Annotated in this window: 17 protein-coding genes; 9 read left to right on the top strand and 8 right to left on the bottom strand. The window is 50.6% G+C overall.

The genetic code is table 11. From position 1 onward, the window contains the following. The 9 genes from N2K84_RS08095 to N2K84_RS08055 all read left to right on the top strand — a co-directional run bounded on the left by N2K84_RS08095 (window position 1) and on the right by N2K84_RS08055 (window position 16662). Window positions 1-942 carry a Gfo/Idh/MocA family protein gene (locus N2K84_RS08095; protein ID WP_282591290.1) on the top strand — a complete coding sequence of 314 codons (942 nt, stop codon included), beginning with the start codon at window positions 1-3 and terminating at the stop codon, window positions 940-942. 18 nt (window positions 943-960) lie between these two features. Further along, complete coding sequence (locus N2K84_RS08090; RefSeq protein WP_282591289.1) at window positions 961-1494, top strand: nitroreductase family protein; 534 nt, start codon at window positions 961-963, stop codon at window positions 1492-1494. A 143-nt stretch (window positions 1495-1637) separates the two neighbouring features. Next, the gene (gene pdxA, locus N2K84_RS08085) at window positions 1638-2735 is read left to right on the top strand and encodes a 4-hydroxythreonine-4-phosphate dehydrogenase PdxA (RefSeq protein WP_282591288.1); all 1098 of its coding nucleotides are present in this window, start codon (window positions 1638-1640) and stop codon (window positions 2733-2735) included. Window positions 2736-2747: 12 nt separating this feature from the next. Further along, window positions 2748-3332, top strand: a complete 585-nt coding sequence (gene ruvA, locus N2K84_RS08080; RefSeq protein WP_282591287.1) for a Holliday junction branch migration protein RuvA — start codon at window positions 2748-2750, stop codon at window positions 3330-3332. Between the two features lie 19 nt (window positions 3333-3351). Continuing rightward, window positions 3352-10875, top strand: coding sequence for a T9SS outer membrane translocon Sov/SprA (sov, locus tag N2K84_RS08075; protein ID WP_282591286.1), 7524 nt, complete (start codon window positions 3352-3354; stop codon window positions 10873-10875). A 275-nt stretch (window positions 10876-11150) separates the two neighbouring features. Beyond that, the gene (locus tag N2K84_RS08070; RefSeq protein ID WP_282591285.1) at window positions 11151-11540 is read left to right on the top strand and encodes a heme-binding domain-containing protein; all 390 of its coding nucleotides are present in this window, start codon (window positions 11151-11153) and stop codon (window positions 11538-11540) included. Window positions 11541-11590: 50 nt separating this feature from the next. Continuing rightward, window positions 11591-12061, top strand: coding sequence for a heme-binding domain-containing protein (locus N2K84_RS08065; protein WP_282591284.1), 471 nt, complete (start codon window positions 11591-11593; stop codon window positions 12059-12061). Window positions 12062-12456: 395 nt separating this feature from the next. After that, window positions 12457-13716, top strand: a complete 1260-nt coding sequence (locus N2K84_RS08060) for a peptidase U32 family protein (protein WP_282591283.1) — start codon at window positions 12457-12459, stop codon at window positions 13714-13716. A 192-nt stretch (window positions 13717-13908) separates the two neighbouring features. Beyond that, entirely contained in the window at window positions 13909-16662 is a 2754-nt protein-coding gene (locus N2K84_RS08055) for a hypothetical protein (protein WP_282591282.1), read from the top strand. 9 nt (window positions 16663-16671) lie between these two features. Here the strand turns inward: N2K84_RS08055 and N2K84_RS08050 are convergent, their stop codons facing one another. The 8 genes from N2K84_RS08050 to N2K84_RS08015 form a co-directional block, all read right to left on the bottom strand. Continuing rightward, window positions 16672-17784: an AMP-binding protein gene (locus tag N2K84_RS08050; protein ID WP_282591281.1), complete on the bottom strand. Its 1113-nt coding sequence runs from the start codon at window positions 17782-17784 to the stop codon at window positions 16672-16674. A 136-nt stretch (window positions 17785-17920) separates the two neighbouring features. After that, a complete protein-coding gene (gene menC / locus N2K84_RS08045; RefSeq protein WP_282591280.1) occupies window positions 17921-18946 on the bottom strand; it encodes an o-succinylbenzoate synthase in 1026 nt (341 codons plus the stop codon). Then, a complete protein-coding gene (locus N2K84_RS08040; RefSeq protein WP_282591279.1) occupies window positions 18943-19854 on the bottom strand; it encodes a 1,4-dihydroxy-2-naphthoate polyprenyltransferase in 912 nt (303 codons plus the stop codon). The genes menC and N2K84_RS08040 overlap by 4 nt, the downstream gene beginning before the upstream one ends. Window positions 19855-19866: 12 nt before the next feature. Continuing rightward, entirely contained in the window at window positions 19867-21003 is a 1137-nt protein-coding gene (locus tag N2K84_RS08035) for an AAA family ATPase (RefSeq protein ID WP_282591278.1), read from the bottom strand. An 88-nt stretch (window positions 21004-21091) separates the two neighbouring features. Beyond that, the gene (gene menB / locus N2K84_RS08030) at window positions 21092-21916 is read right to left on the bottom strand and encodes a 1,4-dihydroxy-2-naphthoyl-CoA synthase (protein ID WP_282591277.1); all 825 of its coding nucleotides are present in this window, start codon (window positions 21914-21916) and stop codon (window positions 21092-21094) included. Window positions 21917-21928: 12 nt separating this feature from the next. After that, window positions 21929-23611, bottom strand: coding sequence for a 2-succinyl-5-enolpyruvyl-6-hydroxy-3-cyclohexene-1-carboxylic-acid synthase (gene menD / locus N2K84_RS08025; RefSeq protein WP_282591276.1), 1683 nt, complete (start codon window positions 23609-23611; stop codon window positions 21929-21931). Then, window positions 23608-24723, bottom strand: coding sequence for an isochorismate synthase (locus tag N2K84_RS08020; RefSeq protein ID WP_282591275.1), 1116 nt, complete (start codon window positions 24721-24723; stop codon window positions 23608-23610). Before N2K84_RS08020 ends, menD begins: the two co-directional genes overlap by 4 nt. Further along, window positions 24716-25150, bottom strand: coding sequence for a PaaI family thioesterase (locus N2K84_RS08015; RefSeq protein WP_282591274.1), 435 nt, complete (start codon window positions 25148-25150; stop codon window positions 24716-24718). Before N2K84_RS08015 ends, N2K84_RS08020 begins: the two co-directional genes overlap by 8 nt. Between the last annotated feature and the right edge of the window lie 25 nt (window positions 25151-25175).

Below are 25175 nucleotides of genomic sequence, written 5' to 3'. Positions count from 1 at the left end.
ATGAAGGACTTCGCGTTGATTGGAGCCGCCGGACACATTGCCCGGAAGCACCTGAGGGCCATTCAGGAAACCGGGAACCGGCTGGTGGCTGCCGTCGATCCGTTTGACGTGATGGGCCGCCTGGACAGTTTCTTCCCCGAGGCGGAGTTTTTCCTGGACTGCAACTCGTTTGAACGGTTTGTTGCCGACAGGAAAAAAAACAATCATCCAATCAATTACTTCAGCATTTGTTCGCCAAACTACCTTCACGCGGCACATATTCAATCGGCTTTGCGCCACCAGGCCTTTGCCATTTGCGAGAAACCCCTGGTGTTATATCCGGAAGAAATCGAGACCATTGAAAAGGCTGAACAGGAAAGCGGCTGTAAAGTTTTCAATATATTGCAGTTACGATTGCATCCTGCCATTGCTGCCCTTCGCGAAAAGGTAAAAAGCGGGCCTGCAGGTCAGGTTCACGACATCGATCTGACATACATCACTCCGCGCGGAAAATGGTACTTCAAAAGCTGGAAAGGCGATGTGGATAAATCGGGCGGAATAGCCGCCAACATCGGTATTCATTTTTTCGATATGCTGACCTGGATTTTCGGGGAGGTGCAGCGCAGCACCGTTCACCTGCGGCAGCCCGACAAAGCGGCCGGGTTACTGGAACTGAAAACTGCCCGGGTGCGCTGGTTTCTAAGCATCGATTTTAACGATCTTCCGGCCGAGGCCCGGCAAAAAGGCCTGCATACTTACCGTTCCATAACGATGGAAGGCCACGAAATAGAATTTAGCGATGGGTTTTCCGATCTGCACACCGAATCGTACCGGCAAATCCTTTCGGGCCAGGGTTTTGGGCTGGGGGAAGCGGCGCCATGCATCCGGCTTGCCCATCAAATCCGAAACACCCAAGTCGTAGGTGCAAGAGGAGATTATCATCCTTTTTTTAAACAACGTTAAACGCAAAGGACAAAAAATATGATTGAGTTAATTCGCAACCGGCGAAGCATCCGAAAATTTAGCCCGCAAGCCATCGAGCCTGAAAAGATCACCTTGCTGGAGGAAGCTGTGCTGCGTTCGCCTTCGTCGAAAAACAGCAATGCCTGGGAGTTCGTTTTTGTTGATCGCCCGGAGCTGATTTCTGAACTGGCAGCTTGCAAACCGCATGGCTCCAGATTTCTGGAGGGCGCGCCATTGGCGGTAGTTGTGCTGGCCGACGAAAGCAAAAGCGATGTTTGGGTGGAGGATTGCTCTATCGCCTCCATTTTATTGCAACTTACCGCCCAATCGCTGGGGTTGGGCAGTTGCTGGGTACAAATCCGCAACCGGGCACACAGCGATACCCTCAGCGCCGAGGCCTATGTGCAGGAGTTGTTGGGTATCCCGCCAAACCTGCGGGTGCTGAGCATCATCGCCGTGGGCTACGCGGCACAGGTACGCGCAGGAAAGCCCGCAGCGGAATTGCAATGGGACAAAATCTCACGGAATGTTTTCGGAAAATCCGGGAAATAAGCGTAGCCAGCTGGTTCATGCGAAGTCGTTACGTGATCTTAAATCCGTTTTGATAAAGTCGATTTATGAATTAAATTTACACGGCACATCCATTTGTGCCCTCAGGTGTCTTTTATAAATATCTTTCAACTAAGAAATTCAACATGAGCAAAAACAAAATAAAGATTGGTATTTCACAAGGTGATATCAATGGAATTGGTTATGAGGTGATTATGAAAACGTTGAGCGATCCGCGCATTCTCGAAATGTGTACGCCAATCGTTTACGGGTCGCCCAAGGTAGCTGCTTACCACCGGAAGGCGCTGAACATGGAAAGCTTTAACTTTCACACGGTGCGTGATGCCGGTGAGGCCGATCCGCGCAAAGCCAACATCATCAATTGTATCGACGACAACATCCGCGTTGAGCTGGGCAAAATTTCGGATGTGGCCGGCGAGGCCTCGTACATGTCGCTGGAGGCTGCCGTGAACGACCTGAAATCAGGAGCCATTGATGCGCTGGTGACTGCCCCTATCAGCAAGGACAACATCCAAAGCGAAAAGTTCAACTTTCCGGGGCACACGGAGTTTTTAGCCGAGCAGTTCGGCTCGAAAAACTACCTGATGCTGATGGTGAGCGAAATGATGAAAATAGGGGTGGTAACTACGCACGTACCGCTGCACAACGTGACCAGCCTGATTACCAAGGAAGCGATTGTCAACAAGCTACGGATTATCGCCAGCTCGCTGGAGCAGGATTTCAGCATCAAGAAACCGCGCATTGCCGTGCTGGGACTGAACCCGCACGCCGGCGACGGCGGCTTGCTCGGGAGTGAAGAAAACGACATCATCATCCCAGCCATTGAGAAAGCCAAAAATGAAGGAATCCTGGCGATTGGACCGTACCCCAGCGATGGCTTTTTTGGTTCGGGCGACTATACCAAGTTTGATGCTATCCTGGCCATGTACCACGACCAGGGACTCACCCCATTCAAGGTAATTTCGTTTGAGCGCGGGGTGAATTATACCGCCGGATTACCTTTCATCCGCACCTCCCCGGCTCATGGCACGGCGTTCGATATTGCCGGCGAAGGAAAAGCGTCGCCCGAGTCGTTCCGCGAAGCGCTGTACCTGGCCATCGATATCCATAAAAACCGTGAGTTGTACAAGGAGATCAGCAAAAATCCACTTAAAAAATACGAAATCAACCCCAACCAGGTGGACGAGAGTGTTGACTTTGTTGACGAGGAACCAACCATCTAATTCTGATCGGTTATGTTTGAATATATCCAGGGTAAAATAGCCGGGCTGACACCTGCCAATGCCGTTATTGAGGCAGGGGCTGTCGGTTATTTTATCCACATTTCATTGAATACCTATTCCGCCATCAACGGGAAAGAACAGGCCAAGTTGTACCTGCACCAGGTGGTGCGCGAAGATGCCCACCTGCTGTACGGCTTTGCCAGTTCTTCCGAGCGCGAGTTGTTTCGGCTGCTGATCTCTGTTAATGGAATTGGCTCCAGCACCGCGCTGATGATGCTCTCATCGCTCACCCCTGATGAAATCCGCAAAGCCATCCTTGAAGAAAATGTCAATTTGCTGAAAAGCATCAAGGGAATTGGCGCCAAAACGGCCCAACGGGTCATCATCGACCTGAAAGATAAAATCGGCAAAACCCCGGCCAGCGACCAGATTTTAATCTCCCCGGCAAACAATACAATACGCGATGAAGCGTTATCAGCTTTAGTTATGCTCGGATTTGCCCGGAAAAACGTTGAAAAAGAACTCGATAATATCCTGAAAGCAAATCCGGCACTAACGGTTGAACAAATGATAAAGATGGCTCTGAAAGGCCTGTAAACATTGAAAAATAGCGGCATTGAAAAAATACTTGAAAAATACGCTGCTCTTGATTGTTTTTTCAGGGATCATGGCTATGGGCTGGACTTCCGTGCCGGTTAACCTTCACTTCCGTTCCGCGGCTGTCTTTCCCCAACTGCCGGATTCTGTTGAGATAGATACGACCGGGGTGCTGCCCTATCCTTTTCGCGACAAACCCGCTTTTGAAACTCCCGGCACCCGCGACAGTTCTGGCCTCTACCTGCAAAAACCATCGAACATCAAAACCCAGGTGGAATACGACCCGGTAACGGGAACCTATATCTTACAGGAAAAAATTGGCGACATGGACTACCGGCTGCCCAAAACCATGTCGTTGCAGGAATATGTTCGGTACGACTTTCAAAATTCCATCCGAAACTACTGGCGGCAACGTGCCAGTCAGGCCGACCTGGAAAGCCAGGGTACATTCATTCCCAGGCTGACCGTAGGCGGCGAGGCCTTCAACCGAATTTTTGGTGGAAACACGATTGACGTGCGTCCGCAAGGTTATGTGGAAGTGAGCTTTGGCTACCAGATGAATTCCACCGAAAACCCGTCCATCCCCGAACGGCTGCGCAAAACCCCTTCGTTCGATTTCGACCAGAAAATCCAGATGAACGTGAACGGCAGTATCGGCGAGAAAATGAAGATGCGCGTGAATTACAACACCGAGGCCACCTTCGACTACGAAAATAAAATGAACCTGGACTATTCGGGGGATGAAGACGACATCATCAAAAAAATTGAGGCCGGAAACGTGTCGCTCCCGCTCAACGGTTCGCTGATTTCGGGCGGCACCAACCTGTTTGGGGTGAAAACCGAAATGCAGTTCGGGAAGCTGAACCTGACCACCATTTTCTCGCAAAACAAGGGAGAAACCAAGGTGGTAGAGATGGAAGGCGGTGCGCAAAAAACACAGTTCGAAGTAAAAGCTTCGGCTTACGATGCCAACCGGCACTTTTTTCTGTCGCAATATTTTCGGGATCATTACGACGAGGCCCTGGCGCAGCTGCCCGTCATCCGTTCGTCAGTTACCATCAATAAAATAGAAGTTTGGGTAACCAACAAATCCGGGAATTATAACGAGGCGCGCAACATCCTGGCACTGATGGACCTGGGTGAACATGCCTCAAATTTGTACAACAGCGTGCCCGGCTTTGGCGACCCCGGCGGCCAGCCTTACCCCGAAAATGTGTACCCCTTCAACGGCGCCAACAGCATGTACGAAGAGCTGACGACCAACTACGGCGATATCCGGGAGGTATCGCAGATTACCAAAACCATGGCCGCCTTCTCGACCTACGGATTTGCCGGCGGCCAGGACTTTGAAAAAATCGAGCAGGCACGTAAATTAAATGCATCCGAATATACCGTCAATCTCAACCTGGGGTACATCTCGCTGAATTCGGCGCTCAATGCCGACGAAGTGCTGGCCGTCGCTTTCAACTATACGGCCAATGGGAAAACTTACCAGGTGGGCGAATTTTCGTCGGACGGGATTGAAGCTCCGCAAACCTTGGTGCTGAAATTGTTGAAAGGGACCAATCTTAGCCCCAAGCTCCCTACCTGGAAGCTGATGATGAAAAATATTTACAACCTGAATGCCTATCAGCTCAGCAGCGAAGAGTTTATCCTGGATGTGCTGTACCTGAACGATTCAACCGGAACCTACATCAACTATTTGCCGGAATCCAACTTGCAGGGACATATTTTGTTGAATGTGCTGAACCTCGACAATTTGAATTCCCAGCTCGATCCCGGGCGAAACGGCGTTTTCGATTTTATTGAAGGGGTGACGGTACATTCGGCCAGCGGGCGGATTATTTTCCCCTCGGTGGAGCCTTTTGGCAGCTTGCTGCGCGACTCCATCCAGGGAACTGATTTTGCCGAAAAATACGTCTATCAGTCGTTGTACGATTCCACCCGGACGTATGCCGAGCAAGATGCCAGTCACAACAAGTATGTGTTGAAGGGGAGCTACAAAGGTTCGTCCAGTTCCGAAATATCGCTGGGCACCTTCAATCTGGCCCAAGGGTCGGTGAAGGTAACCTCGGGGGGGATCACCCTGGTTGAAAATATTGACTACACGGTGGATTACACCTTGGGGCGGGTGAAAATCATCAACCCGGCTTACCTGGAGTCGGGTGCCAACCTGCAAATTTCTACCGAAAGCGAAGACCTGTTTACCGTTCAACGAAAAACGCTGATCGGGACCCACGCCAATTATGCCTTTTCGGACAATTTCAACCTGGGCGCTACCATCCTGTATATGAACGAGCGACCACTGACCCAGAAAGTGAATTATGGAGACGACCCGATTTCGAACGCCATGTTCGGGCTGGATGCCAATTATACCACGCAGTCCAATTTGCTGACCAAACTAGTGGACAAACTGCCCTTCATCGAAACCAAAGAAGTGTCAACCGTGTCGGTAGAGGCCGAAGTGGCGCAGCTGGTCGTGGGCGAGTCGGGCGTGACCAATTCCACGGTTTATATCGATGATTTTGAATCGACCCAAACGTCGATCGACCTGCGGGCACGGCAATCGTGGGTGCTGGCCAGTACACCGCAAAAGCAGGCCCGTTTTCCGGAGGGCGATTTGGATGACGAACTGGCTTACAGCTTTAACCGCGCCAAACTGGCCTGGTATGTGATCGATCCGCTGTTTTTGCGTAATACCGCCCAAACACCGGCCCACATCCGGCAGGACAAAGAGCAGTTATCGGACCACCTGGTGCGCGAAGTGTATCAGCGGGAGATCTTCCCCGACAAGGATACCGAAATCGGCGTGCCTACCAATATTTCGGTGTTCGACCTGGCCTATTACCCCGAAGAGCGCGGCCCGTATAATTTCGACACCAATCCTTCGCCCTATTCGGCCGGGATTAATCCTGACGGGACCCTTCGCCAGCCTGAAACACGCTGGGGCGGCATTATGCGAAAGATCGAAACCACCGACTTTGAATCGGCCAACGTCGAATACATCGAATTCTGGATGATGGATCCCTTTGTGAATGATACCCTTGGCTTGCATGAGGGTGGTGACCTGTATTTCAACTTGGGAGACATTTCGGAAGATATGCTGAAAGACTCGCGCAAATCGTTTGAAAATGGTTTGCCCGAAACCGACGAAATTGCCAATGTGGATACAACCGTGTGGGGACAGGTTTCAAACAAAACCCAAATTACCAATAGCTTTGTCACCGACCCGGAAATCATAATCCGTCAGGATGTCGGTTTCGACGGTTTGTCCGATGCGCACGAACAAACCTTTTACAGTGGTTATTTGCAGGCCGTGCAAAACATTCTCGACCAGGATGTACTTGAAGAATTTTTGCTGGACCCTTCGGGCGACAACTATCACTACTACCGCGGATCGGATTTTGACGCGGAGGAAGTTGGCATCCGCGACCGGTACAAAAAATACAACGGACCGGAGGGGAACTCTGTTCCGGCATCGAAATCGCCCGAATCATACACCACTTCGGCCTATACGCTTCCCGATGTGGAAGACATCAACAGCGACAATACCCTGAATGAATATGAAAGGTACTACCAGTATCGTGTAAGCATTCGCCGCGAGGATATGATCCTGGGCAACAACTACATTTCGGATATCCGGACTGCCCGGGTGGAATTGGCCAACGGCAAGGTGGGCGAAGTGAAATGGTACCAGTTTAAAGTGCCCGTAAAACAGCCGGAACAGGTGATTGGAGGCATTTCCGATTTTAGCTCCATCCGGTTTATGCGTATGTTCCTGAGCCAGTTCAGCGACCCGGTGTTTCTGCGCTTTGCGACCCTGGAGCTGGTGCGGGCCGACTGGCGACGCTATACCGACAAGCTGGAACTGCTGGATGACGGCACGGGCATGAATACCCAGTTTGACGTTTCGGTAGTAAATATCGAAGAAAACAGCGACCGCAAGCCGGTGAACTACATCCTTCCCCCGGGCATCGATCGCGTGATTGACCCGTCGAATGCGCAGCTGTTGCAGTTAAACGAGCAGTCGCTGGTGCTACGGGCAACCGATCTGGAGCAGGGTGACTCGCGGGCGGCTTACAAAAATATCTACCTCGACTTCCGGCAATACAAGCGGCTCAAGCTCGAACTACATGCTGAAGAACTCGATGGCTATCCGGTAAATGATGATGAGCTGTACTTCTTTATGCGTATTGGCTCGGACTACGACAACAGCTATTACGAATATGAAGTTCCGTTGAAACTGACCGCACCCGGCCTGTACAACGGGAATATCGAGGGCGACCGCTATGCCGTGTGGCCCGAGGCCAACCGGATCAACATTCCGCTTACGTTGTTTACCGATGTAAAGCTTTCGCGCAACGAGGCGATGCACGAGCCCGGCTCTACACTGCGGACTTCGGATGTATTTGAGATGATCCACGAAGGCTGGAACGACAACAAGAATTATGTGAAGGTGAAAGGGAACCCCAACTTGGGCAACGTGGAAGTGATGATGATGGGGATCCGTCATAAAAAGACGTCGGAATTTAATCCCGGGCCAAAGTCGGTGGAGGTATGGGCTAACGAACTTCGTCTGAGCGAACTGGACGACAATGGGGGCTGGGCGGCCAACCTTCGGGTATCGACCAAGCTGGCCGACTTGGGATCGGTCGTTTTTGCCGGTCGTCACCGTTCGGTTGGCTTTGGCAGCATCGATCAGAGTGCCAGCGAACGGGCGATGGATGCCCTGACCGAATTCGATATTTCCTCCAGCCTGGAGTTGGGTAAGTTTTTCCCGAAAGAGGCTCAGGTGCGCATTCCCCTGTACGTGGGCGTTTCGCGCAGTGTAAGCAACCCGAAATACAATCCGCTCGACCCGGATGTAACCATGAAAGATGCCCTGCGCCGATCCGGCTCCTCGGCCGAAAAAGACTCGATCAAAAAGGTGGCCCAGGATTTTTCGACCCGTAAAAGTATTGTTCTCAATAATGTGAAGGTGGACAAAGTGAGCAAATCCGGAAAGCCCCGGCTTTACGATCCGGCCAATTTCTCGGTATCGTATTCCTTCAATGAGGAAAAAGAACGCGACATTAATACCAAATACAGCACCGAAAAGAGCCACCGGGGCGCATTGACCTACAATTTCAGCACGCGCCCGGAGGTAATCGAACCGTTCAAAAATTCAAAACTATTGAAGGGTAATGCATTTAAACTGGTTAAGGATTTCAATTTTTACCTGCTGCCTACTCAAATCTCTTACAGGAATGAACTTTTCCGGTATTATAAAGAGGTGCAGACCCGCAACATTGCCAACCCGAACCTGATTATCCCCCTGACGGTGGAGAAGGACTTTATTTGGCGACGGAATTTTGATATCCGCTACAATCTTACCCGCTCACTGAAAGTGGATTTTTCGTCGGAAGGTACAGCACGTATTGATGAGCCGGAAGGCCGCATCAACCGGGGAGACGACGACTACCAGATCAAAAAGGACTCGATCCTGACCAACTTGCTGAATATGGGACGGCCTGTGCTTTACCACCATGTGCTGAATGCCTCGTACCAGGTGCCTATCAATAAATTCCCGCTGTTTAACTGGATTACGCTCACCGGGCGCTACCAGGCCATGTACGACTGGACGGCCGGGTCGCTCACCGATGAGGCAGTGGAGTTGGGTAACGTGGTGGAAAACTCGCGGGTGATGCAGGGCAACGGCCAGTTCTCGATGCTGAACCTGTACAACAAGGTGCCCTTTTTGAAGGAGGTGAACCAGCGTTTTGTGAGCCAGTCGCGGTCGGCGCGCAGTTCGTCCAGCCGTGCCCAAGCAGTTGAAAAGGCCGCTGCCGGGGCGAACGGTACCCGGGTGAAGGAGGTGGAATATTCTTCGACAGTTGATCTGAAGGCCAACGTGCCCAGCGTGATCGACCACAAGTTGAAAACGCGCGAGGTACAGGTGCAGGTGTTCAACGAACGCGGCATGATGGTGCGCGGTAGCGTGGAAATTGTAAATGAAAACCAGGTACGCTTTACTCCGGTTGCCAACCTCGAAGGTGCAAAACTCACCGTGAAAGGGAAACGCCAGCTGCCGGAAACCCTGCCTTACAAGATGGCCCTTTATACGGCCCGTACACTGATGAGCGTAAAAACGCTGGCTGTGACCTACTCCTCCTCCGACGGGACCGTTTTGCCGGGATTCATGCCCGAGCCCAGTTTGTTTGGTTCCGGCAAGTATAGCCCAGATCCGGCCATGTTCGGCAATATTGCTTCGACTCGTGCCCCGGGATTGCCATTCCTGTTGGGTTGGCAGGACGAGAACTTTGCACGCGATGCCGCCCTGAAGGGATGGATCACCCGCGACACCACGCTGAACGCTCCCTATACGATGAGCCACAACGAAACATTTACCTTCCGGGCCGATATCGAACCGTTGCCCTTTCTTCGCATCGATCTGACCGCCAATCGCGGGAAGTCGGAAAATATCAGCGAATACTACATCTTCGATAGCCAAACTGGAAACTTCAACGCCCTAAACCGCACCGAACGGGGCAACTTCACCATGTCGGTGAATACCTGGAAAACGGCCTTCAGCAAAATGGGCGAAGCAGAAATAGAGGTGTCGGATGCTTACCAGACGATGTTGGACAACCGAATTGTTATTGCCCGCAGGCTGGCTGCCCGGCGTGTGCCGAATCCGGCCGAAGGCTACGATCCGCAGATGGTGAACCCGCAAACCGGTTATCCACTGGGCTACGGGCCTACCTCGCAGCAGGTGATGATTCCCGCGTTTATTGCAGCCTACACCGGGCAGTCGGCTGAGAAAGTGGCGCTGGAGCCTTTCCCCTCGCTGAAATACATGCGCCCCAATTGGCGGATTACCTACGACGGGGTGGTGTCCAAAATCAAAGGGCTGAGCAAGGTGGCCAAGTCGATCAACCTGAACCACTCGTACCGCTCGTCGTACAATGTGGGCTCATACCTGACGAACCTCAGCTACGACGATGCGTTTTACGGCGATGGCTTCAGCTATGTCACCAACCTGCTGAACGGAGATTTTGTGAACCAGTACGATATCAATTCGGTGAGTATTACCGAACAGCTCAACCCGCTCATCAATATAGATGTTACCTGGTTGAACGACATGTCAACCCGGGTGGAAATTAAGCGGGCGCGCAACCTGACACTGAACTTTGCCAACAACCAGCTCACCGAAGTGCTGAGCAACGAGGTGTCGTTTGGTTTCGGCTACCGGTTTCAGCGGATGGACCTGATTATTAAAACCAAAAATTCGCAAAAAGCGTATTCGAATGACCTGAATATCCGGGCCGACCTTTCGTTCCGAAAGAACAAAACCCTGTTGCGCAAGTTGATGGAAAACGATAACCAGCTGACGGCCGGACAAAATGCCATCACCATAAAAACCACTGCCGACTACATGCTGAGCGATCGCTTCCAGCTGCGCTTGTATTACGATAAGGTGATCAACGAGCCGTTTACCTCGTCGGCCTTTCCTACCGCCACCACTAACTTCGGGGTGAGCTTCCGCTTTACGCTGGCGCAATAAAAGGATTTAAGTTTGTTTTTTTGGGGGGGAGATAGGCTTTTGTTGGCTGTCATCCTGACCTCGTTTCAGGATCTGTTGGAAGTTGGCTTCTTTGCCGTTGCAGGTACAGGTACCGGAATACATTCGGGATGGCGCTTTGAGGTTTCTATTTTCATCATGTTGAGGGCAACGTAAGGAACCTGATTTTGCACGCTTTGAACAAAATCACTTGTTGGGAAGTTTTTACTGGAGCGCCCAACTATTCATCAGATGGCTGGGCTTTTAATTGTGAAATCATGATAAAACAAGCCCATTTATTCGTCCTGCTTATGGCGTTGCCGGGGGCAACAGCGGCATTTGCCCAGGAAGCTCCCAAGCCCGAAAAAATTACCTACCCAATGCCCGGGCAGGTGAAAACGGTGATGATCAACAAATGCTACGATTGTCACTACGACGGGGAGAGAGATGAAGAAGCGAAGGCAGGACTGAATTTCAATACGCTGGATCAACTGGGTAAAATCAAACAACTGGCCGTGTTTTCCAATATCCAAAAGGAAATTGAGAAGGGCGCCATGCCGCCTAAAAAGTTTGTGACGAAGTACCCCAAGGCAGCGCTCACCAAAGAAGAGGCCGATTTGCTGGTTGAGTGGGTGAAAAAAGAAAGCGCAGCTTTGTTGAAGCAATAGTCCGTTGCAGCCTAAACCGGTCGGTTTCAAACACGTTTAATCTCAATTATATGAAGAAGATCCTTCGCCTTGGTGGATTGCTATTGGTGGCCGTGTTTCTGGCCATGCAGTTTTTTCAGCCAGAACGAAATTCGGGGGAAGTAACCGCTGCCCATTTATATCGACAAACTCAGGTGCCGCCGGGTGTGCAACGGATGCTGAACAATGCCTGTATGGATTGCCATTCCAACCAGACCAATTACGATTGGTACCACCGCTTGGCGCTGGTTTCGTGGCTAATCAGCCAGCATATCACCGAAGGGAAGCAGGAGCTGAACTTCTCGGAATGGGGAAGCCTTTCGGTTATTGACCGCATCGGTTTGTTGGAAGACATGAGCGGGGAAGTAAAGCGCGGGGCCATGCCCCTGAAATCGTATTCGTTTATCCATCACGAAGCGCGATTGTCCACCGCCCAGGTGGATTCGCTGGCCGAATGGATCCGGCATTACCAGGAAGGCTTGCTGCTGCCGGTCAGTGAATAGGGGAGCATTCCTCGCTTCGATCAGGGAAATCGCTTTTAAAATATAGTTCACCCTTTCAAGGCACATGTGCCTCAATAGTTTCCAATGCCTGAGGCATTTCCGGTAGGTGCAGGATAAGTTAATATGGGCTTTCCACGTGGCTATGGCATGTTGGTCACGACGTGTCGTGACCGTACTTGGCTTTCCCGTTTTAGGGCGTTTCGGATTTTATACGGCGTGTAAGGCCACGGTATGCCGTGGCCGGACGGGTGGTGACGACCTAAAAAGAGCAGTTTAACATCTTCTAACAGAAAGAATGGCATTTAATTCCTAAAAGCGATTTCCCTGTCCCTTCGCCGCCAAAATTGGCACATCGCCAAATTAAATGTAATTTTGCGGCCAATTGATTGAACCACATGGAAAGAAGAGATGTAGAGATTATGGCCCCTGTGGGCTCATACGAGTCGTTGGCTGCTGCCATTCAGGCGGGTGCCGGATCGGTTTATTTTGGAGTGGAGCAGTTGAATATGCGTGCCCGCTCGTCGAACAATTTTACGCTCGACGATTTGCATGCCATCGCCGAAAAGGCCCACGCAAACGGGGTGAAAACCTACCTGACCGTCAATACTGTTATTTTCGACAACGAACTCGACAAGCTGCACCGGGTGATTAATGCCGCCAAAGAGGCAGGCATTTCGGCCATCATTGCCAGCGATATTTCAGCGATTATGTATGCCCGTTCCATCGGCGTGGAAGTCCATATTTCTACCCAGGTGAACATTACCAACATTGAGGCGGTGAAGTTTTATGCCCAATTTGCGGATGTGGTAGTACTGGCCCGCGAAATGGATTTGGACAAAGTAGCGGAAATCAGCCATCAGATTTGCGAGCGAAATATTCGTGGACCGAAGGGCGAGCTGGTGCAGTTGGAAATGTTTGTCCACGGGGCGCTGTGCATGGCCGTGTCGGGCAAATGTTACCTCAGCCTGCACGAGATGAACAGCTCGGCCAACCGGGGCAGCTGCATGCAAACCTGTCGCCGCGCCTACACGGTTACCGACCAGGAAACCGGCGCCGAGCTGGAGATCGACAATGAGTATATCATGTCGCCTAAAGACCTGAAGACCATTCATTTTTTGAACAAGCTGCTCGATGCCGGCGTCTCGGTGCTGAAAGTTGAAGGGCGTGCCCGTTCCCCGGAATATGTAAAGACGGTGGTAGCATGTTACCGCGAGGCCGTCGATGCCTATTTCGACGGCTCGTTTACCGACCAAAAGGTGGCCGGTTGGGACCAGCGTTTGAGCACGGTATTTAACCGGGGTTTCTGGGATGGCTACTACCTGGGGCAACGATTGGGCGAGTGGAGCAAAAATTATGGTTCGCTGGCTACCGAGCGCAAGGTTTATATTGGCAAAGGCATGAACTATTTTCCTAATATTGGGGTGGCTGAATTCCACCTGGAAGCCGGTTCGCTGAAAGTGGGCGACAAAATACTGGTGACCGGTCCCACGACCGGCGTGGTGGAAACGGTGGTGGAGGAAATCCGGGTGGACCTGAAACCTGTTTCCGAAGCCAAAAAAGGGGATCTGTTTTCGGTGCGTGTGGCCGAGAAAATCAGAAGGTCCGATAAACTGTACAAGATAGTCCCGGCCCGCGAGGTGAAGCACCGGCGATAATGGTAACAAACCACCCCGGCTCCGGCATACCGAAGCCACCCCTCCTTGAGAAAGGAGGGGAAAGGGTTTGGCGCAATCGCATGTTGACAGAAAATAATGTCTGCGACTATGCCACTAATTACTGGGTAATTCCCCCTCCATTTATTTACTTTGTGGCTGGTAACCGACTATTTTTGTTCAAAAACCGGTATTATGCGCAAGTTTCTTTTTCCCACTCTAATTTTGTTGATTGTTATTCTGGGGGCTGTTTGGTTTTTCATGGCCCGGCAAACCCAGGCGTATTCCGAAAACTCAGCTTTTCGTGCCATCCCTCTGAAAACCCCTTTGGTGGTTGAGGTGGCCGAGATGAAAAGTATGGTAAAAATGCTGAGCAGCGACAACCCCTTGTTGGCGGAGCTAAAAGCTATTCCCGAATTACAGGCATTCTGGAATGATGTGAATAGCCTGGAAGCGTTGCTGGGCGATAATGACCAGCTCCGGAAGGCCGTGAATGATAAATCGGTGCTGATTTCCTTTAATCCAGCCGGGAAAAATGGAGTGGGATGTTTGTTTGCTTTCAGTCTCGACAACCGGGCCGAACGCAAAAGCCTGATCGGTTATTTTGAAGGACTTTCGCAAAACGGGCAAGGAATCCTTTCCAGGCGGATGTACGACCAGGTTGAAGTTTTCCAATTCCGGTCGGGTGACGAGGAATACCATTTTGCCGAAGATCAGGGAATTTTTCTGTTTAGCCGCTATGCGTTGTTTGTTGAAGAGGCTGTGCGCCAGATTTCAGCAGAAAGCCTGCTCGATCAGGAGCAGTTTAAGTCGTTGTATAATACGGTGGGCGGCAGTTCCGATTTCAACCTGTTTATCAATCACGAAAAAATTGCGCAACTGATTGGGAGTTCTATTGCACCCAACTTTCGAAAAATGTTGCAGCAGCTGGATCGTTTTGCTGACTGGACCGAGCTGGATGTGAACCTGAAAAACACGGAAATTTTACTTGGCGGGTTTAGTTTTTCCAATCCGTTGAATGATAATTACCTGGAGATTTTCCGCAGGCAGGACGCCGGCCGGTTTAATATGGATCAGGTGTTGTCGGCCAATACCAGCCTCTTTGTCAGTCTGAATGTACCCGACTTCAAAGCGTTCCAATCCGAATTTGAGGAGTTTTTGAAAAAGCAGGGTAGCTACTATTCGCGCGAAGCCAAGCTCAAGGCTTTAGAACGGTTCAGCAAAAAGCCGTTCATTTCGTTTTTCGAAGAGATTGCCGGCGACGAATATGCCCTGGCTTTTGGGGCAGTCACCCAAAACGAACCGGCCAGCAACCGCTTCTTTATTGCCCGGGTGAAAGGGCAGTCGGTGGCGCGTGAGAAGTTGCTGCCCATGCTTGAAAACTATGCCAAGGCGAACAAAAAAAGTCTGGAACAGATGCAAACTAACTATCAGATTCAGCAGGAGAAGGCATTTACCATTTACGAATTTCCGTTTGGCAATGTGCCAGAATTGTTATTTGGCCAGGCTTTCAGTGCCGCCGAAAGCAACTACCTCGCTTTTTACGACAATTACCTGATTTTTGCCGACAACCTCCCGGCCCTGAAAAATTACATTCATGATCTGGTGCTGTCGTCCACGCTGGCAAAAGATATTCATTTCCAGAAGTTCAACCAGCAAATGGCTTCGCGGTCGAGCCTCTATTTCTACCTCAATTTTTCAAAGGCCTTCAACCTGAAAAGTTATTATCTGACAGAAGAAACCTCTGGTGCCATTCAGGAAAACGAGGTTGGCCTGCGCAAATTTTACGCGCTGGGTTGGCAGTTTTCGTCCAATTCGGGCCAATTTCTTAACAACCTGTACCTGAAATACGATCCGGTATTGAAAGAAGAACCGCAAACGGTATGGCAAAGCAAGCTGGACACTACGATATCCATCAAGCCGCAGCTTGTTGTTAATCACAACGATAAAAAAAATAAAGAGGTAATTGTCCAGGACAATAAAAACAATTTGTACCTGATCAATAAGGAAGGCGTGAGTTTGTGGAAGATCAAGCTTTCCGGCAAAATCCTGGGCGATGTTTACCAGGTAGATTATTACCGGAACGGCAAATTGCAGTACCTGTTCAATACGAAGAACCACTTGTACCTGCTCGACCGGAACGGCAACAACGTAGCCAAATTCCCGGTCAACTTCCGCTCGCCGGCCACCAATGGTGTGGCGGTGTTCGACTACGATAGCAACCGGAACTATCGCTTTTTTGTGGCTTGCGAGAACAAGCAGATTTATGCGTACGACCGCGACGGGAAACTGGTATCCGGCTGGAATTTCGACAAAACGGATGGCGTGGTGGCCAATCCGCTGAAACATTTCCGGGTTGCAGGAAAAGATTATCTGGTTTGTGCTGACCGGTATAAAACGTACATCCTCGACCGGCAGGGCAGCATCCGGGTGAAAACGACTGATAACTTTGATCATTCGGGTAACGATTTGTACCTGGCCGATGGGGCTGCCCCGGCCGTGGTTACTACGGATAGCAAAGGAGTGGTGCACCTGCAATACTTCGATGGCAAATCGGCCACACGCGACCTGGGAAGCTTTGGCGCCGACCACTATTTTGTGGCCGAAGATCTGAATGGCGATGCAAAAACAGATTTTATTGTGGCCGATGGAAACCGCTTGTACGCCTTTACCGATCAAGGCAAAAAGCTGTTCGACCGCAAGTTAAACGCACCAGTTTCAGGCAGACCAAATGTCTATACTTTTGCTGCGAATAATAAGAAAATTGGTGTGGTGTGCCGCGATGAAAACCGCGTTTACCTGATGAATATCGATGGCAAATTGTACGATGGCTTCCCGCTCCACGGGAATACCGATTTCAGCATTGGCTTTCTGAGCACCGGCAACCCCTATTTCAACCTGCTGGTTGGCAACGAAGACAACAGCTTTTTCAATTATAAAGTGGAATAGGTTTTCCGGTTAACGAAATAGCCGGGCCGCCCGGTTGATTTTTCCGTTTGGTGTGCGGGGCAGCTCCCTGACAAAGCAAATCTGGCGCGGCTGCTCGTATTTATTGAGTTGTTGACGGCAGATGGACTGTAATTCACCGGACAGTTCCGGGGTTTCGGTTTCTTCAACGGCCAAAATCAGTTGCTGGCCCAGTGTTTCGTGTGGAAGTGAAGTGATCATAAATGGCTGGACGATAAACGGCTCCAGCTTTTCCTCCAGCTGCTCGGGCGAGAATTTGATGCCTCCTGAAATAATAACGTTGTCTGCCCGGCCCAGAATGCGAAAGCTATGATCATCGACCAGTTCAGCCAGGTCGTTGGTTTGCAGAAAGCCGTTTTCCAGTCCGGGCATTTCAATACGGATGCAGCCGGCCCCATTCAGTCCCACCCGGACGCCATCGAGGCAATGGTACCATTCGTCTTTCCCTTCACCGTTCAGTTGCCGCAGGGCAATGTGCGTTGCGGTTTCGGTCATCGCATAGCTCGAATAGCAGCGGGTGTGCACCGTTTGCAGTTTTTCTTCCAGGGTTGAAGGAATGGCCGAGCCGCCGATCAACAAAAATTCCAGGTTAGAAATTCCAAATTCCAAGCATTTTTCCACTTGGTTGATCACCATGGCGGCGAATTTGAAGGGAGCAGCAGATCCCGAAACCCCGTCTGACCGCCGGGCAGGAAGTTCGGGATGACGGAGAATGTCAAAATCGGTGGATGGGTCAACCACATACAAATCCAGTTTGCCGAGCAGGGCGCGGACCACCATCAGTTTGCCGGCAATGAAGCGGTTGGGGAGGCAATGTAACGCGCGGTCGCCTTCCCGTAAATTAAAAAACGAAATGGTGCGCAGTGCGCTGGCTGCCACAAATTCTTTTTTCAGATGAATGGTTTTGGGACTGCCCGTACTGCCCGAAGTCTGCACTTCAATAAAATCGTTGTCGTTGTACCACTCCGCCAGAAAGTCGAGCCAGTCGCGTTCCCAGCCACTGCTTTTATCGCGGTTTTTCAGGAGCTGCTCAACCTCGGTTGGCTGGCCGTTTAAGGTGATATGTGAAGGGAATAGTTTCAAATTCCAAATTTCAAGTTTCAAGTTCCAAATTTCAAGTTTCAGGTTTCAAATTGTCATCCCGAATTTATTTCGGGATCTGATGTTATTTTTCAAGAGATCCTGAACCTTGTCTGGCCGCCGGGCAACAAGTTCAGGATGACGGAGCATTTTCATCACCTCAACGCCCAAATCCCAGATTTGGATCAAACCAAAGCTGCTCGCCGCGGATTTCGAGCGGCGAATCGATATTGTTGGTGAACAGTTGGCCTGTTCCCAATCCCTGGTGCGTTTTTATGTTTTTGGTAAAAGCCCATTGGGCAATGGCATTCAGACCGATGTTCGATTCCAGGTAGGAGGTAATCCACCAGCCGATATTTCGTTCTTCAGCCAATTCAATCCACTCGTCACAGCCCGATAAGCCACCAAGCAAGCTGGGTTTCAGTACCAAGTATTGGGGGCGCACCATGTCGAGCATCAGCTCCTTGTCTTCGCGTTTGTTCAGGCCAATCAGTTCTTCGTCCAAGGCAATCGGAACGGGTGTTTCTTCGCAGAGTTTGGCCAGGTCGGTCCAGCGCCCGGCCGCAATCGGTTGCTCGATGGAATGCAGTTGAAGGGCTGCCAGTAGTTCCAGTTTTTTGCGTGCCTCGTCCACCTTGAAGGCCCCGTTGGCATCTACCCGCAGGGTAATTTGCCCGGGGCTGAAACGTTTGCGGATCGATTGCAGTAGTTCCAGTTCGGTTTCAAAATCGATAGCCCCGATTTTCAACTTTAAACAACGAAAACCCGCTGCCAGTTTGGCTTCTGTTTGCGACTGCATGTTCGCTGCCTCTCCCATCCAAATTAAGCCGTTAATGGGGATTCCGGCTTTCCCTTCGGTAAAGGGCGAAGGAAACAGGATGCGATGGCCACCGTTTTTCAGGTCGAGCAATGCCGTTTCCAGCGCGAAGCGCAGCGACGGATAGTCGAGTAGCAGTTCCTGGTTTTCGGCAAAGTGCATCGGGTCGGAACACACATCTTCGATGAGGTAATCGATTTGATCGGGTGTTTCCTTGCTCAGCCCGGGCAGCGGGGCACATTCGCCTAAACCCGTCCGACCGTTTTCTTCCACATACAAATACCAAACGGTGCGTGTGTTCAGCACCCCACGCGAGGTTCCGGCAGGCTGTTTAAACAGTAGTTCGTATTTTTTGAAATAGCCAATCATCGGATGGATAATAGAAGTCCGGCACAAAACAAGAGGGTGAACGCCAGTGTTCCCAAGGCCAATCGTTTCAGGAACGGGTCGAGTTGGCGGGCATCGGCAGTGCGCCAGATTTTGACTAAGTCGATCAGGAAGAGAGGGAAAGTCAGTAAAAACAGCCATTGCCACCGTGATTCCTGCTGGTGCAGGGTGAAAATAAGGGTGGCTAGCCATCCCCACGCGATGATGGCGATGTGGTAAACACGGCTGTTGCGGGCGCCGATGCGCACCGGCAGGGTGATTTTGCCCGAGTGCCGGTCGTTTTCCATGTCGCGCATGTTGTTGAGGTTAAGTACGCCAGCACTGAACAAGCCCATGCTGATGGACGGCAAAACGATAGCTGTTTCAATATAATTTGCATGCAAAAAGAAGACACCGATAACCGGCAGCAATCCGAAAAACAAGAACACCGACAGGTCGCCCAGCCCGATGTAGCCGTACGAACGTTTTCCGGCAGTATAAAAATAAGCTGCGATCAGTGCCAGAATACCCAGGACGATAAAGCTAAAAAAGGCAATCGGGCTGAATTGCCAGGTGCCAACAAAAACCAGCGCAACACCCAATATAAAGCTCAGTCCGCCAACCATCCACATGCCTTTTTTCATTTCGGACGGGGTAATTTCGCCGCCTTGCAAGGTTCGGGTTGGCCCCAACCGAAGGTGGTTATCAGTACCTTTCTGAAAGTCTCCATAGTCGTTGGCAAAGTTCGAGAAAACCTGGATGAGCGTGGCCGTGACCATCGCTAATACAAAAACGGTGAGGTTGAATGCTCCGTAAAAAGCTGCCAGCGCCGAGCCCATCAGAATGCCCGACAAGGCCAGGGGAAGCGTGCGCAGCCGCGCTGCCTTGAGCCAACTTTTAGGTGTTGCCATTTTCGATTCTAATCAATTTATTTTAAAGTATTCTTTTTCGAGCCAAAAACGGAACATCGGGTCCAGGATTGAAATATTGGCCCCTTGAATGTCGATGATCTCTTTATTTTCCAGCGTTCTCTTTATCCTTACAATGTTTGCCGAAGTTCCAAGCTGATAGTTTTGTAGTGTTTCTTTTGAGCTGAATTTTTCAACGCCTTGCAGCAAGGCATGCAGAAAATTTATTTGCGAATTCGTTAGTTCATCGGTTTTCGACTGAAACAGCAAGCTAAGCTGATCGACAATCCCCTGGTGGGCTTCGCGGACATTGGCTTCGGTACACTCATTCTCGGTGCGCAACCAGCTTTGTTGGGCCAATTGCTGCACGTAATAGGGGTGGCAGTCGGCCAAATCGGCAATCAGCGCTGCATTGTCTTTCGATATCAGTTTGTTTGTATCCTTGAACCGGCCTGTGATGAAACTTATCCAGTTTTTCTTCTTGATTTTTTCCAGAAAGATCAGATCGCCGAATTTGTAAAAAGGCATCGAAGAGTTGGTGAACACCTCTAGCAGCATGTGACGTTTACTCCCGTAAAGACAATAGGCAACATGTTGCTGTTTTTGCCAGCTCGATCTCAATTTCTTTTGAAATGCCAACGGATCATTGAACATGGCAATATTCTGAAACTCATCGATGCAGAACACGAACTTCCATCCTTTCTCAACGGCTATTTTCTCGGCCATGTTTAAAATATCGTCCGGATGCCTGACCACTTCTTTCCAGTCGAGGCTCAATGATAGGCTTTGCTGGTTGTCCGGGCTGAATGAGATTTTGGGAAGAAACCTCCCCAGAAATTTACCGGCATTTTCGAGCACAACTTCCACTTTGGAAGCTGAGGCCCGTAGCACTTCGGTTGCCAGCAGCTGGTAAAATTCTTCTTCAGTCCGCACACTGAAGGTATCCAAAAAACAAAAATGGAGATCTTTGTGTTTTTTTAAAGCTTTGTTGGCAGCATGTTGTACCAAGGACGATTTTCCCCATCGCCTGGGTGAAATGAGAATGGTATTGACAGATGCTGAAAAATTATTTACCAACCGTTCCTGTTCGGGTTCACGGTTGGTGAAATTCTGCTCAATCGCCAATTTGCCAAAAACAAAAGGTGCCTCCATAGTTTCGATTTTGATGCAAATTTAGCTAACAATCTTGTAACTAACAAAAATGTAACTAACAATTTTGTTAGTTTGTAATTTGCTCTAATTAAGGAAATTTCGGAAACTTTTTAAAATCCGGCTTCCGTTTTTCGAGGAACGCGTGTTTGCCTTCCTGGGCTTCTTCAGTCAGGTAATACAGTAAAGTTGCGTTTCCGGCAAACTCCTGGATGCCGATTTGGCCGTCGAGTTCGGCATTCAAACCTAATTTCAGCATACGCAGCGCCAGCGGACTGTGCTCCTGCATTTTTTGTGCCCAGGCAACCACTTCGTCTTCCAGCTGGTCAAACGGAACGACTTTGTTTACGAGACCCATTTCCAGCGCTTCGGCAGCCGAGTATTGGCGGCACATGAACCAGATTTCGCGGGCTTTTTTCTGTCCTACGATACTGGCCAGGTACGACGAGCCCAAACCGGCATCGAAGCTGCCTACTTTCGGGCCGGTTTGCCCGAAGATGGCATTCTCGCTGGCAATCGAGATGTCGCAAACTACATGCAACACGTGACCGCCGCCAATAGCGTAGCCGTTCACCATGGCAATCACCGGCTTGGGCATGCTGCGGATTTGTTTCTGCACTTCGAGGATGTTCAATCGCGGAATGCCGTTTTCGTCGATATAGCCGCCGATACCTTTCACGGTTTGGTCGCCGCCTGCGCAAAAAGCTTTGTCGCCTGCGCCCGTTAGTACAATCACATTAATGCGGTTGTCCTCGCGGCAAATGTGCAGCGCGTCGCTGATGTTGTTCACCGTTGTGGGACGAAAGGCGTTGCGTACTTGTTCGCGGTTGATGGTAATTTTCCCAATCCCGTCGTAGTAATCGAAGAAAATATCTTCGTATTCTTTAATGGTTTCCCATTGGCGTTTTGTAGTCATGGTATGGTGTTTTTATTGTTTTATAAATTTGAATAATCCCCTGAATGTTTGGGTGTTCACCTCTGCATCCGTGAAAATTTCAAGCAAAGCCGGGGTCTGCTGTTTCGGTGAATAAAAAATTCTCAACGCTTCATTTAGCTCGGCGTCATTTTCAGCTTTGTAATAATCGAGGCCAAAGGTTTTGGCGATGCCTTCCGCCTTAAACTTGTTTTCGGTAAAGAAATGTTTGCGGTAGGCGAGTGTTTCGCCGGGGCCTTTGATGAGGCCAAAAATATTGCCGCCGCCGTTGTGGATGACGATCACGCGAAAATTACTGCCCACGTTGTTGTTCCAAAGAGCGTTGGAATCGTAGAAAAACGACAGGTCGCCCACGATGACAGTGTTCAATTTTTCGGAGGCAACGGCAAAACCCACCGCCGTTGACAGGCAGCCATCGATACCGGCCGTGCCCCGGTTGCTAAAGTATTGTGTGTTTTTCGCGGCATCACAGATCAGCGCGTACCGTACCGGGGTGCTGTTGCCCAGGTGAACCACCGAGTTTTCGGGCAGGGCCTTCCGGATTTGCTCAAAAACGGTGAGGTCGCTCCTTTCTGCCTGTGCCAAATACTGGTCGCGCAGCTTGTTTACACGGGCTTCTTTATTTTTCCAAAACTGCAAATAGCCTTTTTCTTTTTCATTCAATTTGGGTTGAAGGGCTTCGAAGAAGTCGGCGGTATCCATCGAAATCACTTTCGTCAGCGACTGGTACGTGTCGAAATGTTCGCCTGAAGCACTCACGTGCCAGTGTTGTGCTGCTTTGTTTTTCCGCAGAAATTGCTTGAGCGATTTCGAAACGTACTGTCCTCCAAAACTGATCAGCAGGTCAGGCTGAAAGTCTGTCGGATTGTCTTCCAGCAAGGCAGCCATCAGCGTGTCGATGCTGCTGCAAAACCGCGGACCGTTCAGGTTGGCCAGGTGTTCTTTCAGTACCACGGCTCCGGTTTTATCGGCCAGTCGGGCCAGCAAGCCTTCCAATTCGGGGTTGGGCATTTGCTGTCCGGGCAAAATCAGCACTTTTTCAGCCTGGTTAAAAGCCAACGTAAGCTTTTCCAATTGGGCGCCGGAGAGTAGTTGGTGTGTTTCTGCCCGTTCAATCACCTTCACGGGCGGAAGTGGCTCATCCAGCAAATCGTGCAGCGGTTCTTCCATCGGAATGTTGATGTGCACAGGGCCTGGCGTGCCGGAAACGGCCAGGTTCAGGCATTCATTTATTTCACGGGCGGCCAGCCACAGTTCTTTTTCCGACTCTCCCAGGGGCAGGTTGATTTCTTTTTTGACGAAATTCCGGTACATGTTCTCCTGCCGGATACATTGACTTTCCAGTTGGTCGATCCAGTAGCCGGGGCGGTCGGCGGTGAGCACAATTAGCGGAACGTTTTGGTAAAACGCTTCGGCAATGGCCGGCGTGTAGTTAAGGGCGGCTGTGCCTGAGCTGCAGGTAATGGCTGCCGGTTTGCCGGTTTGTTGGGCCAGGCCCAGGGCAAAGTAAGCTGCACTGCGCTCGTCAACAACATTGCGGCAGATGAAGCCCTCGCTCCCTGAAAACGTGTGTGTGAGCGGGCCGTTGCGCGACCCCGGCGAAATGATGATGTCCTCTATTCCCTTAGCCAGCAGGAGAGAGGCCAGTTGCTGAATGTGTTTTTTTGTTGAAATCATATATTCTGAACCGCCTCAATGGCTGATAACAAGGTTTTTGCTTTGTTGTTGGTTTCTTCCCATTCGTCTTCGGGGACTGACTTAGCCGTAATTCCACCCCCGGCGTACAGGATATATCGGTCGGGCGTGAGTTCCATACAGCGTAAATTGACAAACAGACGCACCGATCCGTTCATTTGCCAGGGGCCTAAATAACCGGTATAGTAACGGCGGTCGTGCTTTTCAATTTTCGAAATATACCGGTCTGCCGTCGACTTTGGCAAACCGCAAACAGCCGGCGTTGGGTGCAACCCGGCAATAAAATCGCCCAGCCGGTCTTCAAGCTTTTTGGCCGGAAAATAGAAACTGGTTTTCAGGTGGGCCACCCGGCCGCTTTCCATCGTTTCGGGGCCTTTAGTTGTGTAGGGGTGAATGTTGAAGCGGTAGAACACATCGAGCATGTAGCGCGAAACGAACGCCTGTTCCTCGATGTCTTTGGTGTGCCAGCCGTAATCCGAATCGGCTCTGCGTGCTTGTGTGCCGGCCAACGACACGGTTTCCAAGGTTTTGCCGTGCGACTGGAGCAGTACTTCCGGCGTGGCCCCCATCCAGAGCCCGGCTTCGGGCAGGTTTACCAGATACACAAAAGCATTGGGCGTTTGTTTGCGCAGTTGCATGTACAGCTTGCCGATCGATTCGTCATTTCGTTTCTGCGGAATCAGACGGGATACAATCACTTTCGATAGTTTGGTTTTGCGGATTTCGGTAATGGAGGCCTCAATATCTTTCAGGTAATTGTCTTTATCGATGATAAAATGATCGCGGACAGTTTGTTCGCCGCAATTGCATTGGGGAAGATCTTCAGGATGAAAAGTCTGAAGATCGTGGTAGTTTCGCAGATATATGCCGGGTTTCAGCAAAAGCAAAGGCGATGTTTCACCCAAACGGTAAGGGGCAAAAACGAAACCTTCCTGTCCGTTCAGTTTATTGAAATCAGACAGGTTGATTACATCTTCCTTTTGGCCGATCAGGATTTCCGGATGGTGTTCCGCTGGCATCGACCAGGCAGCAAACGGCAGGTTTCTGGTCAATAAGGAATCAATAAAAAAACTGTATTCGTCTCGTCTAACCATTCCTTTTCACGATCATATTGGTCACCCGGATGGTTGAAACCAGGCGTCCGTCTCCATTTGTTACATCAACATTCCAAACGTGGGTCTGGTTTCCCTGGTGAATAATTTTTGCAGTTGCCTGCACGGTTCCTCCCCGCACGCTTCCGGTATGGCTTCCGGTAACGTGAATCCCCCGGATGTCGAATTCTCTCAGGTCGATCACCAGCATGCTGCCCAGTCCGGCAATGGTTTCGGCCAGGGCCAGGTTCGAACCGCCGTGCAGGAGCCCATCGGGGCGGGTGGTTTGCGGACAAACCGGCATGGTGGCCTTCACTTCGCCCGCGGCGATTTTTTCAATTTGTATCCCCAAGTTGCCAATCAGACTGTTTTGCATGGCCATGTTGATGGTTTCAAGGGGCGTATCAAGGCTTAATGTGCTAAAATCCATAGTGTATTTTCTGAAATGAAGGCCC

It is taken from the genome of Gaoshiqia sediminis (genome assembly GCF_025907915.1).
In the GTDB taxonomy this organism is placed as follows: Bacteria; Bacteroidota; Bacteroidia; order Bacteroidales; family Prolixibacteraceae; genus Gaoshiqia; species Gaoshiqia sediminis.
This window is presented reverse-complemented; position numbering and strand designations above follow the sequence as displayed.

Excerpts from the sequence above, each read along its gene's own strand:
- N2K84_RS08095 (WP_282591290.1), top strand. The coding sequence starts at position 1 with ATGAAGGACTTCGCGTTGATTGGAGCCGCCGGACACATTGCCCGGAAG.
- N2K84_RS08090 (WP_282591289.1), top strand. The coding sequence starts at position 961 with ATGATTGAGTTAATTCGCAACCGGCGAAGCATCCGAAAATTTAGCCCG.
- pdxA (WP_282591288.1), top strand. The coding sequence starts at position 1,638 with ATGAGCAAAAACAAAATAAAGATTGGTATTTCACAAGGTGATATCAAT.
- ruvA (WP_282591287.1), top strand. The coding sequence starts at position 2,748 with ATGTTTGAATATATCCAGGGTAAAATAGCCGGGCTGACACCTGCCAAT.
- N2K84_RS08070 (WP_282591285.1), top strand. The coding sequence starts at position 11,151 with ATGATAAAACAAGCCCATTTATTCGTCCTGCTTATGGCGTTGCCGGGG.
- N2K84_RS08065 (WP_282591284.1), top strand. The coding sequence starts at position 11,591 with ATGAAGAAGATCCTTCGCCTTGGTGGATTGCTATTGGTGGCCGTGTTT.
- N2K84_RS08060 (WP_282591283.1), top strand. The coding sequence starts at position 12,457 with ATGGAAAGAAGAGATGTAGAGATTATGGCCCCTGTGGGCTCATACGAG.
- N2K84_RS08055 (WP_282591282.1), top strand. The coding sequence starts at position 13,909 with ATGCGCAAGTTTCTTTTTCCCACTCTAATTTTGTTGATTGTTATTCTG.
- menC (WP_282591280.1), bottom strand. The coding sequence starts at position 18,946 with ATGATTGGCTATTTCAAAAAATACGAACTACTGTTTAAACAGCCTGCC.
- N2K84_RS08040 (WP_282591279.1), bottom strand. The coding sequence starts at position 19,854 with ATGGCAACACCTAAAAGTTGGCTCAAGGCAGCGCGGCTGCGCACGCTT.
- N2K84_RS08035 (WP_282591278.1), bottom strand. The coding sequence starts at position 21,003 with ATGGAGGCACCTTTTGTTTTTGGCAAATTGGCGATTGAGCAGAATTTC.
- menB (WP_282591277.1), bottom strand. The coding sequence starts at position 21,916 with ATGACTACAAAACGCCAATGGGAAACCATTAAAGAATACGAAGATATT.
- menD (WP_282591276.1), bottom strand. The coding sequence starts at position 23,611 with ATGATTTCAACAAAAAAACACATTCAGCAACTGGCCTCTCTCCTGCTG.
- N2K84_RS08020 (WP_282591275.1), bottom strand. The coding sequence starts at position 24,723 with ATGGTTAGACGAGACGAATACAGTTTTTTTATTGATTCCTTATTGACC.
- N2K84_RS08015 (WP_282591274.1), bottom strand. The coding sequence starts at position 25,150 with ATGGATTTTAGCACATTAAGCCTTGATACGCCCCTTGAAACCATCAAC.